17 protein-coding genes are annotated in these 14,528 nt (G+C 47.4%); 13 read left to right on the top strand and 4 right to left on the bottom strand.

What is annotated here, in order from left to right:
- Positions 1–67: 67 nt before the first annotated feature.
- Entirely contained in the window at positions 68–844 is a 777-nt protein-coding gene (locus KSP24_RS07670; RefSeq protein ID WP_017427508.1) for a sporulation protein, read from the bottom strand.
- 165 nt (positions 845–1,009) lie between these two features.
- Entirely contained in the window at positions 1,010–1,606 is a 597-nt protein-coding gene (locus KSP24_RS07665) for a thymidine kinase (protein ID WP_170973174.1), read from the bottom strand.
- Between the two features lie 207 nt (positions 1,607–1,813).
- Here KSP24_RS07665 and KSP24_RS07660 point away from each other — a divergent pair, with 207 nt between their 5' ends.
- The 6 genes from KSP24_RS07660 to lipB all read left to right on the top strand — a co-directional run bounded on the left by KSP24_RS07660 (position 1,814) and on the right by lipB (position 7,976).
- The gene (locus KSP24_RS07660) at positions 1,814–2,047 is read left to right on the top strand and encodes a hypothetical protein (protein WP_014599988.1); all 234 of its coding nucleotides are present in this window, start codon (positions 1,814–1,816) and stop codon (positions 2,045–2,047) included.
- 124 nt (positions 2,048–2,171) lie between these two features.
- The gene (gene lpdA / locus KSP24_RS07655; protein WP_013371752.1) at positions 2,172–3,593 is read left to right on the top strand and encodes a dihydrolipoyl dehydrogenase; all 1,422 of its coding nucleotides are present in this window, start codon (positions 2,172–2,174) and stop codon (positions 3,591–3,593) included.
- Between the two features lie 140 nt (positions 3,594–3,733).
- Positions 3,734–4,762 carry a thiamine pyrophosphate-dependent dehydrogenase E1 component subunit alpha gene (locus KSP24_RS07650; protein WP_216974831.1) on the top strand — a complete coding sequence of 343 codons (1,029 nt, stop codon included), beginning with the start codon at positions 3,734–3,736 and terminating at the stop codon, positions 4,760–4,762.
- A gap of 2 nt (positions 4,763–4,764) precedes the next feature.
- A complete protein-coding gene (locus tag KSP24_RS07645; RefSeq protein WP_013310796.1) occupies positions 4,765–5,751 on the top strand; it encodes an alpha-ketoacid dehydrogenase subunit beta in 987 nt (328 codons plus the stop codon).
- An 89-nt stretch (positions 5,752–5,840) separates the two neighbouring features.
- Entirely contained in the window at positions 5,841–7,232 is a 1,392-nt protein-coding gene (locus tag KSP24_RS07640; protein WP_013371749.1) for a dihydrolipoamide acetyltransferase family protein, read from the top strand.
- A gap of 45 nt (positions 7,233–7,277) precedes the next feature.
- Entirely contained in the window at positions 7,278–7,976 is a 699-nt protein-coding gene (gene lipB, locus KSP24_RS07635; protein WP_013371748.1) for a lipoyl(octanoyl) transferase LipB, read from the top strand.
- A 118-nt stretch (positions 7,977–8,094) separates the two neighbouring features.
- On the opposite strand, the gene prli42 is transcribed toward lipB, so the two are convergent.
- Positions 8,095–8,199, bottom strand: a complete 105-nt coding sequence (prli42, locus tag KSP24_RS07630) for a stressosome-associated protein Prli42 (RefSeq protein WP_016822268.1) — start codon at positions 8,197–8,199, stop codon at positions 8,095–8,097.
- 85 nt (positions 8,200–8,284) lie between these two features.
- Here prli42 and KSP24_RS07625 point away from each other — a divergent pair, with 85 nt between their 5' ends.
- Entirely contained in the window at positions 8,285–9,418 is a 1,134-nt protein-coding gene (locus KSP24_RS07625) for a tripeptidase T (RefSeq protein ID WP_058829754.1), read from the top strand.
- Positions 9,419–9,487: 69 nt separating this feature from the next.
- Here KSP24_RS07625 and mciZ read toward each other — a convergent pair whose 3' ends face one another.
- Positions 9,488–9,631, bottom strand: coding sequence for a Z-ring formation inhibitor MciZ (gene mciZ / locus KSP24_RS07620; RefSeq protein ID WP_216974830.1), 144 nt, complete (start codon positions 9,629–9,631; stop codon positions 9,488–9,490).
- 133 nt (positions 9,632–9,764) lie between these two features.
- Here mciZ and KSP24_RS07615 point away from each other — a divergent pair, with 133 nt between their 5' ends.
- The 6 genes from KSP24_RS07615 (at position 9,765) to xerD (ending at position 14,489) form a co-directional block, all read left to right on the top strand.
- Positions 9,765–10,376 (top strand): NUDIX domain-containing protein, encoded by a 612-nt coding sequence (locus tag KSP24_RS07615; RefSeq protein WP_254207668.1) that lies wholly within the window; start codon positions 9,765–9,767, stop codon positions 10,374–10,376.
- A 4-nt stretch (positions 10,377–10,380) separates the two neighbouring features.
- Positions 10,381–11,577, top strand: coding sequence for an endonuclease Q family protein (locus KSP24_RS07610; protein ID WP_013371744.1), 1,197 nt, complete (start codon positions 10,381–10,383; stop codon positions 11,575–11,577).
- 202 nt (positions 11,578–11,779) lie between these two features.
- Positions 11,780–12,433, top strand: coding sequence for a stage II sporulation protein M (spoIIM, locus tag KSP24_RS07605; protein WP_216974829.1), 654 nt, complete (start codon positions 11,780–11,782; stop codon positions 12,431–12,433).
- A 101-nt stretch (positions 12,434–12,534) separates the two neighbouring features.
- On the top strand, positions 12,535–13,032 hold the full coding sequence (gene fur, locus KSP24_RS07600) for a ferric iron uptake transcriptional regulator (protein ID WP_013371742.1): 498 nt from the start codon (positions 12,535–12,537) through the stop codon (positions 13,030–13,032).
- Between the two features lie 164 nt (positions 13,033–13,196).
- Entirely contained in the window at positions 13,197–13,439 is a 243-nt protein-coding gene (locus KSP24_RS07595; RefSeq protein ID WP_013371741.1) for a YqzK family protein, read from the top strand.
- Positions 13,440–13,544: 105 nt separating this feature from the next.
- Complete coding sequence (gene xerD / locus KSP24_RS07590; RefSeq protein WP_216974828.1) at positions 13,545–14,489, top strand: site-specific tyrosine recombinase XerD; 945 nt, start codon at positions 13,545–13,547, stop codon at positions 14,487–14,489.
- Positions 14,490–14,528 lie beyond the last annotated feature (39 nt).

The following is a 14,528-nucleotide window of genomic DNA, read 5'->3' as shown; positions in this document are numbered from 1 at the left end:
ATAAAAACTCCCAACCGTATGTAAGTAAATTGGTTAGGAGTTTTTTTGTTAGTGTTTTACTACATTGTTAGCGAATTTGCCTGTCAATCAATTCCTCTAGCGCATCAGCTATATGATCTGGTCCATAGGATAGTTCTTCCCGGCTTAAGCTCAACCAGGCATGACGCTCATCCATATCAAAGGCATTTTCCAGCCAACCGGACAAGCCTCTGCCTCTACGATCTACTTCTACAAGCACATGGACACCCTCGGGTTCCAACTGCATAATCAGCTCTAGCTCCTCGATATCCCGTGCATACTCCGAGCCAGGCGTAAACTCAAACTCCTGCACGAATGGAACACCGCGTCCAAGCTTGGGGTGACGTTCACAGGTGGAGGAACGGAATCGGAAGCCTAACAGGTGAACCGCCTCAAACACCGTACTCATATAAGGATGTGGCTCGATTTTGAGTGAATCACGATCGGTCGGGTCCAAAGCCATGCCAATGTCCAATGCTGTTTCCAGCCAGACAGGCTGTTTGGCATGAGTAACAGGAGTTTCCAAAGGCAACCTAAAGGAAAAAGGAGTTTCAAGCTCCTGTCCTTGCTTTAGATGAAAGCCATCAGATACCTTGATCCGCGCAATGCAGCAGGTGGTGACGGTTTTTTTATCATCGTGCTCTACGATATATTCAGTCTTGAGTTCAATATCAATTTTACCGATTTCCTGATCAATTTTACCGCCTTTGATACGTATGATGCCACTAAGTTCTTCTCCAGGCACATATACAGTCTGATCCACCAACGTATCGACTTTGGCTGAACCGATTCCTGCACTTGCTAAGATCTTGTTAAAGAAACTCATCATTCCGTCCCCCCGATAATCTTATGGTTATTATGCACAAAAAAATAAAAACTTGTACAGCTTAACGGATATACGGGGAAATAGCTTGAACCGTTCCAAAAAAATGCAAGAAAAAAGTAATGGAAAACAAGTGGGCGTATGGAGTTTGCCGCCCCATGTAGCTTACTATTCGCAGTTCACTTTATGAGGAGGTATAAAGCAATTACGACAACGAGGCTCATAAGCCTCAGAGTCACCGATCATCACGATAGGTCCTACAGTGGAAGGTTTTCCATTGACCATACGCTGCGTAAATACTGCTTCCGAGCTGCCGCATACAGCGCAGAAGGAAGTCAGTTTCTCGATGTCATCTGCCATAGCGAGCAGACCACCGACATAGCCGAACTCCTTGCCTCGGTAATCCAGATTTAGCCCATCGGCAATGACATGCTTTCCGCAATAAGCTAACTCTTGTATGAGCGACATAATATGCCGACTGAAAAACTGGACTTCGTCAAAGGCAACCACATCGGCATCTTTCGTTTCTTGCAAAATACGCTGAACGAGCTCATCCGTGAGTTTTCTTGGAATAGAGATAGCGGGCAGCCGATATCCGATTCGGCTTACAATTTCATCCTCCGCATAACGGTTGTCTTCAGCTGGTTTGTAAGCGACCACCTTGCGATGCCCGTATTGGATTAGTTTCTGACAACGGCGAATCAATTCGCCGGATTTTTCGCTGAACATGGGGCCTGTTATAATCGTAATTCGTCCTGTAGGCAAAGCGAATTCCCCTCTCTTAACATGTACATAACGCTGTAAATCTTCATCTCCGAAAGAAAACGCCATTATAGATTACCATAACGAGCCACATACAGACTAGAGAAAATATATTGTTTTTCGACATGTTTTTGTATGTCTATTCCTAAATCGTAAATGTGGTCGTCATTGCTCTGCCGCCGCGGGCATGATATGGTGAAGCGTAGTGGAATGAAGGGAAGAGTGGAAGGCATGGACGAAAAAAACACGGATTATAGTGCCAAAAAAAGAGTATTACTGGAACAAGGACTGATTAGCCGGCAAGCTCTGGAGCTAATCATTGAGTTGGAGACAGAGCTTGATTTTCTGAGCAAGCAAAATGAATCGTTTCGCAAGGCGTTGCGAGCCAAATCAGCACAAAGTCCAAGAATGGCTACCAAATTACGAGATGCACTGTATGAATGATATGGAGAGATATCTAGATTAGGTAGATGATGATTTGCAGCCTATGCCTAAACGCTAAATTTTGTACAGTGAAATAAAGAGAGTACAATAAGCTATATATAATCAATGTTAATGGAGGAGAAACATGACTATACATTGTGATGTCGCTATTTTGGGTGGAGGAACCGGAGGGTATGTAGCAGCAATTCGCGCAGCCCAACTCGGCAAGGAAGTGGTGATCATCGAAAAGGACAAGCTCGGCGGAACCTGTCTGCACCGTGGTTGTATTCCGAGCAAGGCTTTGCTGCGCAGTGCGGAAGTATATGCAACGATTAAAGAAAGTGCGCAATATGGTATTGAGACATCGGGAGCACAGCTTGTATTTCCCAAGGTTCAGGAACGTAAGGAAGCCGTTGTGGAGCAGCTACACCAGGGCGTTCAATTTTTGATGCGGAAAAATAAAATTACGGTGCTGAGCGGTAAGGGACGCGTGATTGGACCGTCTATATTTTCTCCTAAAAGCGGTGCAGTGGCTGTGGAACTAGAAGATGGTGAGATGGAGACGATTGTTCCGGCACACCTCATTATTGCAACAGGATCACGTCCGCGTGTGCTGCCTGGACTGGAGCCAGATGGCGAATTTATTCTGAGCAGTGACGAAGCATTGACTATGGAGAACCTGCCAGCATCCCTGATTATCGTGGGTGGTGGGGTCATTGGCGTGGAATGGGCTTCCATGCTAAATGATTTTGGCGTGGAGGTTACGGTGGTTGAGGCCGCGAATCGACTTATTCCTACGGAGGACGAGGACGTTTCGCGTGAAATGCAGCGCTTGTTAACCAAGCGTGGTGTCAAGGTGCTGACGGGGGCACAAGTGTTGGCTGAAACCTACGGCAAGGATGAGGAAGGCGTACAGATTGACGTGCAAAAAGGTGAAGAAACCGAAACCCTCAGTGTTTCCAAACTGCTCATTTCTGTAGGTCGTCAGGCGAATGTGGAAAATATCGGGCTGGAAAATACGGATATCCGCGTGGAGCGTGGCTTTATCTCGGTTAATGAGCATTTGCAGACAAATGAGCCACATATCTACGCCATCGGGGATTGCATCGGCGGCTTACAACTGGCCCATGCCGCGAGTCATGAAGGCTTGCAGGCAGTTCATCATTTGGCGGGCGAAGAGTTTCACAGCGTACCCAACTATATGATTCCGCGGTGTATTTACACACGTCCTGAAGCCGCAAGCGTCGGCTTGACGGAGCAGGAAGCCCGTGAACGTGGGCACCAGGTGAAAACAGGGAAGTTCCCTTTCCAAGCTATCGGAAAATCGTTAGTATACGGTAGTCGAGACGGCTTCGTGAAAGTGGTGGCGGACCAGCAAACCAATGATATTCTCGGTGTACATATGATTGGTACGCATGTAACGGATCTGATCAGCGAGGCCGCTCTTGCGCAATTGCTGGATGCTACGCCGTGGGAAGTCGGACAGCTTATTCATCCACATCCAACGTTGTCGGAGATTTTGGGAGAAGCGATGCTGGCAGTCGATGGACAAGCGATAGGCATATAAACGTTTCAAATAAATCGGTACTTTTCTTTTTGGGGCGAAAAGGATTATAATGGGGTTAGTCAGAGTTTAGTACCAGGTTTTAAGACAAGATGGTACTAGGTGCTGAAAGTAGGATGTTTGACATTTAAGGAGGTGCCTCAATGAGTTCTAAAGGCGCTGTAGACGCTGGCTTCAGACATGAGCAGCTGGGACTTACTCACGGACAAGTAATTGATATGTACAGATATATGTTGCTCGCAAGAAGATTTGACGAGCGCAACATGCTCCTGCAACGGGCAGGGAAAATTAATTTCCACGTTTCCGGCATTGGACAGGAAGCGGCACAAGTAGGTGCAGCTTTCGCTCTGGACCGGGAAAAGGACTATTTCCTTCCCTATTACCGGGATTACGGATTCGTGCTTGCAGTCGGCATGACGCCGCGCGAATTGATGCTGTCGGCATTTGCCAAGGCAGATGACCCTAATAGTGGAGGGCGCCAGATGCCAGGGCATTTTGGTAGTAAACGGCTGCGTATTGTAACAGGCTCCAGCCCAGTGACGACACAGGTTCCACATGCAGTGGGTGTTGCGTTGGCCGCCAAGATGCAGAAAAAAGATTTTGTATCGTTTGTTACGTTTGGGGAAGGCTCCAGTAATCAGGGGGATTTTCACGAAGGCTGTAACTTTGCAGGTGTACAGAAGCTGCCAGTCATCATTATGTGTGAGAACAATCAATATGCAATATCGGTTCCGATTCATAAGCAGTTGGCAGGCAAGGTAAGCGACCGGGCATTGGGTTACGGATTCCCTGGTATTCGTGTCGATGGTAATGATGCGCTAGCCGTATATGCCGCGGTGAAGGAAGCACGTGAACGTGCTGTCCGCGGTGAAGGTCCTACGCTAATCGAAGCGATGATGTACCGTCTGTCCCCTCACTCCACCTCGGATAATGATCTGGCTTACCGGACCAAGGAGGAAGTGGATGAAAACTGGGCCAAGGACGGCGTAGCCCGCATGAAGAGTTACTTGATTGAATGCGGCATTTGGGACGAGGCCAAAGATGCAGATCTGTCGGCCGAACTGCTGCTCGAAGTCAAGGAAGCCATTGAATATGCAGACAATGCGCCTTTTCCAAAGCCTGAAGATACGCTGCTGCATGTGTATGCTGATAGCGAGGGGGAGGGTCGGTAACGATGGCGATTATGGAATATATTGATGCGATACGTCTTGCTATGAAAGAAGAAATGGAGCAGGATGAAACGGTTTTTGTATTAGGTGAGGACGTCGGCGTAAAAGGCGGTGTTTTTACAACGACTAAGGGGCTCATGGACCAATTCGGTGAGCAACGTGTCATGGATACTCCATTGGCAGAGTCGGCGATTGCAGGTGTTGCAATTGGTGCGGCAATGTACGGAATGAAGCCGATTGCCGAAATGCAATATTCGGACTTCATGCTTCCGGCGACGAATCAGATTATTAGTGAAGCGGCTAAAATCCGCTACCGCTCTAACAACGATTGGAATTGCCCTGTGGTGATCCGCGCCCCCATCGGTGGCGGTATTTTTGGTGGTTTATATCATTCTCAGTGTCCAGAATCTATCTTTTTTGGTACACCGGGTTTAAAAATTGTTGCTCCATTTACACCTTATGATGCCAAAGGATTGTTGAAAGCAGCCATTCGTGACCCTGATCCAGTGCTGTTTTTTGAAAATAAAAAATCCTACAAGCTGATTAAGGGTGAAGTGCCTGAGGATGATTATATCGTTCCAATTGGCAAGGCTAATCTGCTACGTGAGGGTGACGATATTACGGTCATCGGATATAGCCAGCCGTTGCATTTTGTTATGCAGGCAGCTGAGGAATTGGAGAAGGAAGAGGGCATTACCGCACATGTTGTGGATTTGCGCACACTCCAGCCTTTGGATCGCGAAGCCATTATTGAGGCTGCACGACATACAGGTAAGGTTTTAATCGTTCATGAGGACAACAAAACGGGCGGTATCGGTGCCGAAGTATCGGCTATTATTAATGAAGAGTGTCTGTTCGAACTGGATGCACCGATTGAGCGTCTGTGCGCTCCTGATGTGCCAGCCATGCCGATCAGTCCACCGATGGAGAAGTTTTATATGTTAAACAAGGATAAAGTGAAGGAAGCCATGCGTCGTCTCGCAATGTATTAATATAGAGCAGATTCGGGCGAAAGCATTCCAAAAGTGTAGTGGGGCAGCGATAAAACGCGCCCTTCTATGATGTTAAGGAGTTGAAAAAAATGTCAGACCAAACACAATGGAACGACGTGACCATGCCGCAATTGGCTGAATCGCTCGTATCAGCGACAATCGCCAAATGGCTGAAACAACCTGGTGATCCAGTAGAGCAATTCGAGCCAATTTGCGAGGTCATTACAGATAAAGTGAACGCAGAAATTCCTTCCACATTGGATGGGATTATGGGTGACCTGTTGGCAGAGGAAGGTCAGACGGTAGCGGTAGGCGAGTTGATTTGCCGTATCCAGACGAAGTCGGCTGCACCTACAGCATCAACAGGAGGGACACCTGCGGCACCAGCATCTCAAAGCAACGTGCAAGCACAATCCCAGCAGAGTGTTGGATCGGATCAGTCCATGCGCGGACGTTTTTCTCCAGCGGTCCAAACACTGGCTGCTGAGCACAATGTAGACCTAAGCAGAGTGCCAGGCACAGGCATGGGGGGAAGAATTACCCGCAAAGACGTGTTGAATTTTGTGCAGCAGGGCGGCTCTGCTCCAACTGGAGTGACTGGTCAGACGAGTGGAACCACGCAAGGACAAGGATCTCCTTTTACAGGACTCCAGCAGTCTGCCGTTCAGCATAGTGCACCAGTTCAAAATATGGACCCTGCGATTCCGGTGCGCAACAGCGGCATTCATTTAACGGAAGCTCCAAAAGTTCCTATGATCGAAGTTGAGGGTGGCAACAATAACAGATCCGAGTATTTTATTGATGTTACACCCATTCGTAGTGCAATTGCCCGCAATATGCGGCAAAGTGTTTCGGAAATTCCTCATGCCTGGACGACGATTGAAGTGGATGTGACCAATCTGGTGATGCTCCGCAACAAGATCAAAAACGAGTTCAAACAAAAAGAAGGCATCAATATTACGTATCTTGCTTTTCTCATGAAAGCAGTCGTGAATGCAATCAAGGAATATCCAATCATGAATTCGGTATGGGCAGTGGATAAAATTATCATCAAAAGAGACATCAATATTTCGTTGGCCGTAGGTACAGAGGACTCCGTTCTTACTCCTGTTATTAAAAAGGCCGATCAGAAAAATATTGCTGGCTTAGCTCGTGAAATTGACGATTTGGCACGTAAAACTCGCGAAGGTACACTCAAACTGGACGACATGCAGGGTGGAACGTTCACCGTCAACAACACAGGTTCCTTTGGTTCAATTTTATCTTATCCGGTGATTAACTATCCGCAGGCTGCAATTCTTACCTTTGAATCCATTGTCAAAAGACCAGTGGTTATTGATGATATGATTGCGGTGCGCTCAATGGCTAATCTGTGTCTGTCGCTGGATCATCGTATTTTAGATGGAGTGATTTGCGGACGATTCCTGCAACGGGTTAAAGAAAATCTAGAAGGCTACACCTTGGATACGAAGCTGTACTAATCATCCGAACAGTTAGGTAAATGGACGGAGAGGAAGTGACAGGCCGTGAATAGACGACCGCTTGATGTAACCTATACGAATAGGATGGAATATGCCCATGCTTGGGATGTCCAGAAGGAGATTGTGGGAAAGCTGGATGCGGGGGAGGCGAGAGAAACGCTTATGCTTCTCCAGCATCCACCAACCTACACCATTGGTTCCCAGAGGCATCCTGAGCATTTGCTCCTTACACCAGAGCAGCTGAAAGAGAAGGGAATCAGCGTCTTTCAGATTGATCGTGGGGGAGATATTACATATCATGGACCAGGGCAACTTGTCGGATATCCCCTACTTGTGCTTGGCAACCGAGAGGCGTTAAATCTGCACGGATACCTTCGAAGTCTGGAAGAAGTGATCATTCAGTTGCTGGCATCTTATGGGATTGAAGGGAGCCGTAAGCCTGAATATACGGGGGTATGGATCGGGAATCTTAAAATTGCGGCCATTGGTGTCAAATTTAACAAATGTAAGCACCGCCGGGGCTTCGTAACCAGCCATGGCTTTGCCTTTAACATCAAGTCAGGAATACAGCATGAGGGCTTTGAAGGCATTGTTCCGTGCGGAATTCAGGAATACGGTGTGACATCATTAGAGGACTGTACACAGCAGTCTTTTTCGGTGGAACAGATTGCGAAGGAAATTGTACCGTACTTTGAACAGCAATTTTCATTTGCTGCGCAATGGCAAACGCATTCCTTCCAATAAAGGTCAGGCGGGCAATTGTGTAATTAACACGGGAGCCCGCCTCTTTGCTTGTGCAGCAGCTCGTCCACACATAGCTTCAACGGATCTTGAAGTAGTTCAACCTTGAGCGGTATAGCTATTATAGTGGCATAATAAACGGCTCAATCACCATGAACAGTGTAGAACCAATCATAGCTGCGAGCATAACGTAGACGAAAAAACGAACCCATTTTTTGTTAGACATGTGTAACTCCTTTAGGATAGGTTTAAGTCATAGATAAGAACATCTATCCGTATTGTAACGTAATCGGGAAAGAGAGGAAAGTTTAATGACAGTAGAGATAGTAAAAGACCGAATCGTACAGGAATTTATGGAACTCGTACAGGTGGATAGTGAAACGAAGCATGAACAGGAAATATCACGTGTTCTGAAAGAAAAGTTTAATGCACTAGGACTGGAAGTCGTAGAAGATGATTCTCGCGAAAGAACGGGACATGGTTCGGGCAATTTGATTGTTACCTGGAAAGCGGAAGGTGTGGAGCAAGCACCCAAAATATTTTTCACCTGTCACATGGATACCGTGACTCCAGGCAAAGGAATCAAACCGCAGTTGGGTGAGGATGGCTGGATTCGCAGTGATGGTTCAACAATTCTGGGTGCGGACGACAAGGCTGGGATTGCTGCTTTGTTCGAGGCGATTCGTGTCGTGCGCGAGCAGAACATACCCCATGGTCAAATTCAGTTCGTGATTACGGCTGGCGAGGAATCTGGTTTAATGGGTGCACGGGCGATGAAGCCGGAAGTCCTGGATTCTGACTTCGGATACGCTTTGGATTCGAACGGTGAAGTCGGTTCTATTTGTATAGCTGCTCCCACACAGGCACGTATTGAAATGAGAATTACTGGAAAGTCCGCTCATGCGGGGGTCAATCCTGAAGATGGCATTAGTGCCATTCAAGTCGCTTCTAAAGCAATTTCTAAAATGAAATTGGGACGCATTGATAAGGAGACGACCGCTAACATCGGCAGTTTCGAAGGCGGCGGCGCAACGAATGTGGTCTGCGATTTTGTATTGATCCGTGCGGAGGCTCGTAGTATTGTACAGGAAAAGGTTAATCATCAGATTCAGCATATGCGTGAAGCACTCGAAACCACTACGCGTGAATTTGGTGCCCAAGGAGAGTTCCGCAGTGAAGTCATCTATCCAGCATTCAGCTTTACGGAGCATGATGAAGTTGTACAGGTTGCACAGCGTGCCATTCAAGGACTGGGAATGGCAACATCAACCTTCCATTCCGGTGGCGGCTCAGATGCCAATGTATTCAACGGGCTTGGTATTCCAACGGTGAATTTGGCGGTAGGCTACCAGAACATCCACACCACAGAGGAAAAGATCAAGGCCGATGATCTAGTGAAGGTTGCTGAAGTAGTCGTAGCTCTGATCCAAGAAACTACAAAGTAAGACTTACTTCTTACATTTACAATATACCGAAAAAGGGTTCAGGCTAAAGACAGGAACGGTTTTCCTCCTTTAGATCTGAACCTTTTTTGGAACAGTTAGCGAAGCAATAGTGGCTGTAAGTCCGTATTCCTTTTGCCATTGACGCAGGAGGGCTTGTATCTGCCAGGCTTTGCCAACAATATGAAGGGTGGTTTCAGTTCGGTAACTTTTCATGTTCTGAAATCTCCTTATAGCAGAAGTTTTGATATACTATCCCCAGCATATGTCCCAAGTGGACAAGTTAGACTAATGTTGGAGATAATTAATAATGAAAGAAAGATAGAAGACGAAGGAGGCAACATGTCTGATGAACGACCAAACGAACGAACAAGTGAACAATCCAACAAACAATACACTTCGCAAGCCTTATTCCAATCCTGCGCTGGAGGAAAAGACCGTGTCCACACAGCCTATTTTTGAAGGAAAGGTCATTACGGTACAGGTAGACACGGTAGAGCTTCCCGACGGTTCCACTGGAAAGCGTGAAATCGTAAAGCATCCAGGTGCGGTGGCAGTTTTGGCTCTGCATCAAGGGAAAATGCTGGTGGTGGATCAGTACAGACAAGCTATGGGGCGATGTGAGGTTGAAATCCCCGCAGGCAAGCTGGAGCAAGGTGAAGACCCGATGGAAGCAGCGGGACGTGAATTAAGAGAAGAAACAGGCTATACAGCCAAATCGTTGAAGCTGCTGCACTCTTTTTATACATCTCCTGGCTTTGCGGATGAAATCATACATCTATATGTGGCTGAAGACCTGGAGCGAGGTAAGATGGAACCGGATGAGGATGAATTTTTGGAGCTATTTGAGGTGACCCTGGAAGAAGCACACACGCTTATTCGTGAAGGACGCATTAGTGATGCCAAAACGATTCTGGCCGTCTATGCATGGCAACTTCGCCAACAAACAGGGAGCTTCTAAGCGGATGGATACAAATATAATAGAACTTAACAACTACTTTGCAGACTTGCATATTCATATTGGCAGAACGGAGAAAGGAGCTCCAGTCAAAATTAGTGGTAGCCGTGATCTAACGTTTGCCAATATAGCCAAGGAAGCCTCCGGTCGCAAAGGGATTGGGCTTATCGGGATTATTGACTGCCATGCGCCTAATGTACAGGAAGATATTCGTAGCTATTTGCATACAGGTGAAATGGAAGAAATCAGCGGTGGTGGCATCGCATACAGGGATACAGTGATTCTACTTGGCACGGAGCTGGAAATACGGGCTGAAGGTCATCCCGAAGCACACGTACTGGCTTATTTTCCTGATCTGGCGGCGATGGAGGATTTTACCCAATGGCTGAGTAAGCATATGAAAAATGTCAATCTCAGCTCACAACGGATCTACGCACCGCCACGTGAGTTGCAGCAGCAAATTTACGGTCGTGGAGGCATTATGGTGCCTGCGCATGTGTTTACTCCGCATAAGGGCATTTACGGCAGTTCTGCAGCCCGTATGGAGGAACTGCTGGATATGGAGCTCATTAGCGGGGTGGAACTGGGGCTGAGCGCAGATTCATCTATGGCTGGTTTGATTTCGGAGCTGGATCGTTTCAGCTTTCTCACGAATTCAGATGCCCATTCACTTGGGAAAATTGGACGAGAGTACAACAAATTATCATTGGCGAAGCCGAGTTTTGATGAATTCAGGATGGCTTTGGAGCGGCGTGAAGGACGACGAGTGTGTGCCAACTACGGTTTGAATCCCAAACTTGGAAAATACCATCGCTCTTACTGTCAAAGCTGCGGTACGATTATTGATGAGCAGCAGATGGCGGACGAACGTTGCCCTAACTGTGGGCATACCAAGCTGGTGCGGGGTGTGCTCGATCGAATCTGGAGCATTGCCGATCGTGAACAGCCTGTAATTCCCTCCCATCGTCCTCCTTACATTTACCAGATTCCGCTGGAATTTATTCCAGGCTTGGGTAAAGCCAAGCTGAACCAGCTGTTAGCAGCCTTCGGAACAGAAATGAATATTTTACATGAGGTTACGCAAGAGGAACTGTCAGAGGTCGTCGGTAAAGTGTTGGCAGAGCAGATTGTGCTTTCACGCGAAGGACGCCTGGCGCTGGTATCCGGTGGTGGTGGAACATACGGAAAAATAGCGAAGTCCTAGTAAAGTGTCCTAGTCAAGTCTTGTCTCCCTAAAAAGGCATATCAGCGTCTGCTTGTTCATAACCATAAAATATCTCTGCCGTTGGCTTGGCGCATCATTCGTGATGTTAGATTTGCAGCGAAAGCTGCCCCATTTCTAGCCATCAGCCGTCGGATTACGGTTGTTTTTTGGACAAACAAGCAGATGAAAGGGGCAGGACCCGATGCAATGGTTTCGTCATACGTTAAAGGATCAGATGCCGTATTATGTTTTCTTGGCTGTACTGTTTCTAGTGGGAGTTGTTTTTGGCGCACTCATGGTAAATGCACTCTCCCTGGAACAGTTACAGGATTTGTCCCGTTACCTGAAGGATTTTTTTGTGACGGTCAATCAAAACAAGCAGGGCTTTGCTGATTCGCAGGCGGCCTCGACCTTTTGGGACAGCGTATCACTACATCTTAAATGGGTGGGCCTCATCTGGGTATGCGGGCTTTCGGTCATCGGACTCCCAGGTATTCTTGTATTGAATTTTCTCAAGGGTGTGCTGATCGGATTTTCTGTAGGTTATATGGTAGGGCAATATTCGTGGAAAGGACTATTATTTTCATTGGTTTCCGTTGCTCCACATAACCTGCTCGTGATTCCGGTACTGCTCGTCTGTAGTGTGGCTGCGATGACTTTTTCCATTCATATGATCAAAACTAAAATACTTGCTACTCGGCCATCAGACGGGATGTTGCGTCCGTTGCTTTCTTACGCAGGATTGACTGCTGTGATGATGGTGCTGCTTATCGGCAGCGCATCCTTTGAAACCTGGGTCACCCCGGTTATGATGCAATGGGTCACTCCTATGCTGACGGCTTCCGTGACATCTTGATCTCATTTCAAAATGTTTGACTTTATTTGTATAGACCCCCTATAATAATAGGAGTGAAAAAAAGTGCAGTAGGCAGTAGCTTTGCAGGGGGAGGGAGACACATGGAAGCACGGATCGAAAAAATTAAGCAGCAGCTGCAATCCCAGGGCTACAAACTAACGCCTCAGCGGGAAGCCACCGTCAGAGTTTTACTTGAGAACGAAGATGATCATCTGAGTGCGGAAGATGTATTTATGCTCGTCAAAGAAAAAGCTCCCGAAATCGGTCTGGCAACCGTATACCGTACCCTAGAACTGCTAAGTGAACTGCATGTCGTGGAGAAAATTAATTTTGGCGATGGCGTTGCGCGTTATGACTTACGCGGCGATACAGCCAAACATCACCACCACCATTTGATATGTGTGCAGTGCGGCAGTGTAGATGAAATACTGGAAGATTGGCTTGGACCGTTAGAGGAGCGTTTGGAACGGGAATATAATTTTACTGTAGTGGATCATCGTTTGGACTTCCACGGTATTTGTTATCGTTGTAAGGCGAAGAACGATACAACTGCCCAGAAATCCTCGGGCAAAACCAAGAAAAACAAATCCCAGGATTAATAAGCTGACACCCAAGCTCTCACCGACGAAGACGCGTTCGGGGGAGCTTTTTTGGTTCGGAATTTACTGTGTAGGACCAAGTGGTATAAAACAGAATAGCTTGTCATACCCTTCCATAGAGAGCCCTACATAGGGACTATATTTTGGGAAGGCGGCTGATCCACATGGTACTATCATTACGGAGAGGACTACAATGGCTGCGCTTGCTGATATTGTTCGGGGTGTTGGCATGTATGTTCTTTTATAGCCTCAGGCTGTTTACAGATTGGATAACACCTGTAGATCATTACCGAATACCGGAAGGACATGCAGTTAAGGTATTTGGCGGACAAACAGTGAATGAAGGGTCCGAGCAACGAATCGGAGTGTTGGAACGTTTACGTTTCTTTTATTGGTATGGTGAGTAGTCTATGTAATCTTCACGATGAGATGATGATATGAAGGCCGCACACGAAGAAGCAGGCGCAACAACTTGAATCGCTGTATGCAGGACAAGGAGACTTTTGGAACTCATGAAAATGTATATTCAACCTTTCGTTCAATATATGGAAGAGGAAAAAGGTTTGTCGCGCAGCACATTGGAAGCGTATCAGCGGGACGTACAGCAGTTTGTCGAATTCGCAGAAAGCTGTGGCCTTGAGCAGCCGGACAATGTACAGCGGTCACATCTGGTGCTGTATTTGGGGCATCTGAAGGAACAGGGAAAAGCCGCGGCGACAATTTCACGTAGCGTCGCCTCGATACGCTCCTTTTTTCATTTTCTCATTCGGGAGGGAATCGCAATCCATGACCCGTCCGTTCTGGTGGAACTGCCCAAGGCCACTAAAAAAAAGCCCTCGGTGTTAACACAGGATGAAATAGAGCGTTTACTGGCAGCGCCGGATGTGAGTGCCCCGCAGGGGGGGCGAGATAAGGCCATGCTAGAGTTGTTGTATGCGACCGGCATCCGCGTATCAGAGCTGATTGCTCTGAATGTGTGTGATGTGCGCATCGATTTGCGCTTTGTGCACTGTGGCGGTGAGGCGGGCAAGGAGCGTGTTGTACCGATCAGTCGTGAGGCATCACAGTGGGCACAAGCTTACTTGGACGAGCAGCGTCCAGCGTTGCTGCGACCCGGGCAGGGTGAAGAGGCTCAGACAGAGCAGGAAGCCTTGTTCTTGAATGTATCAGGTCAGCGGCTCAGTAGACAGGGCTTCTGGAAAATAATTAAGAAGTACGCTCAGGAAGCAGGCATAAGCAAGGATATCACGCCCCATACGCTGCGACACTCCTTTGCGGTACATATGCTGGAGGGCGGAGCGGACTTACGCTCTGTACAGGAAATGCTGGGTCATGCAGATCTATCAACGACGCAGGTATATGCACAGACCGCTAGACGGAACATGAAGGAAGTATATGAAATGCATCACCCGCACGGCGGCAACCGCACTTCTCATGATAGCAAGGATCAAACGTAACGTCGCTTTGCTATTATAGAAAATGTGATAATGACTATA

It is taken from the genome of Paenibacillus sp. AK121, assembly GCF_019042715.1.
In the GTDB taxonomy this organism is placed as follows: domain Bacteria; phylum Bacillota; class Bacilli; order Paenibacillales; family Paenibacillaceae; genus Paenibacillus; species Paenibacillus polymyxa_C.
The sequence above is the reverse complement of the archived record's forward strand: the minus strand, read 5'-3'. Positions and strand labels throughout refer to the sequence as shown.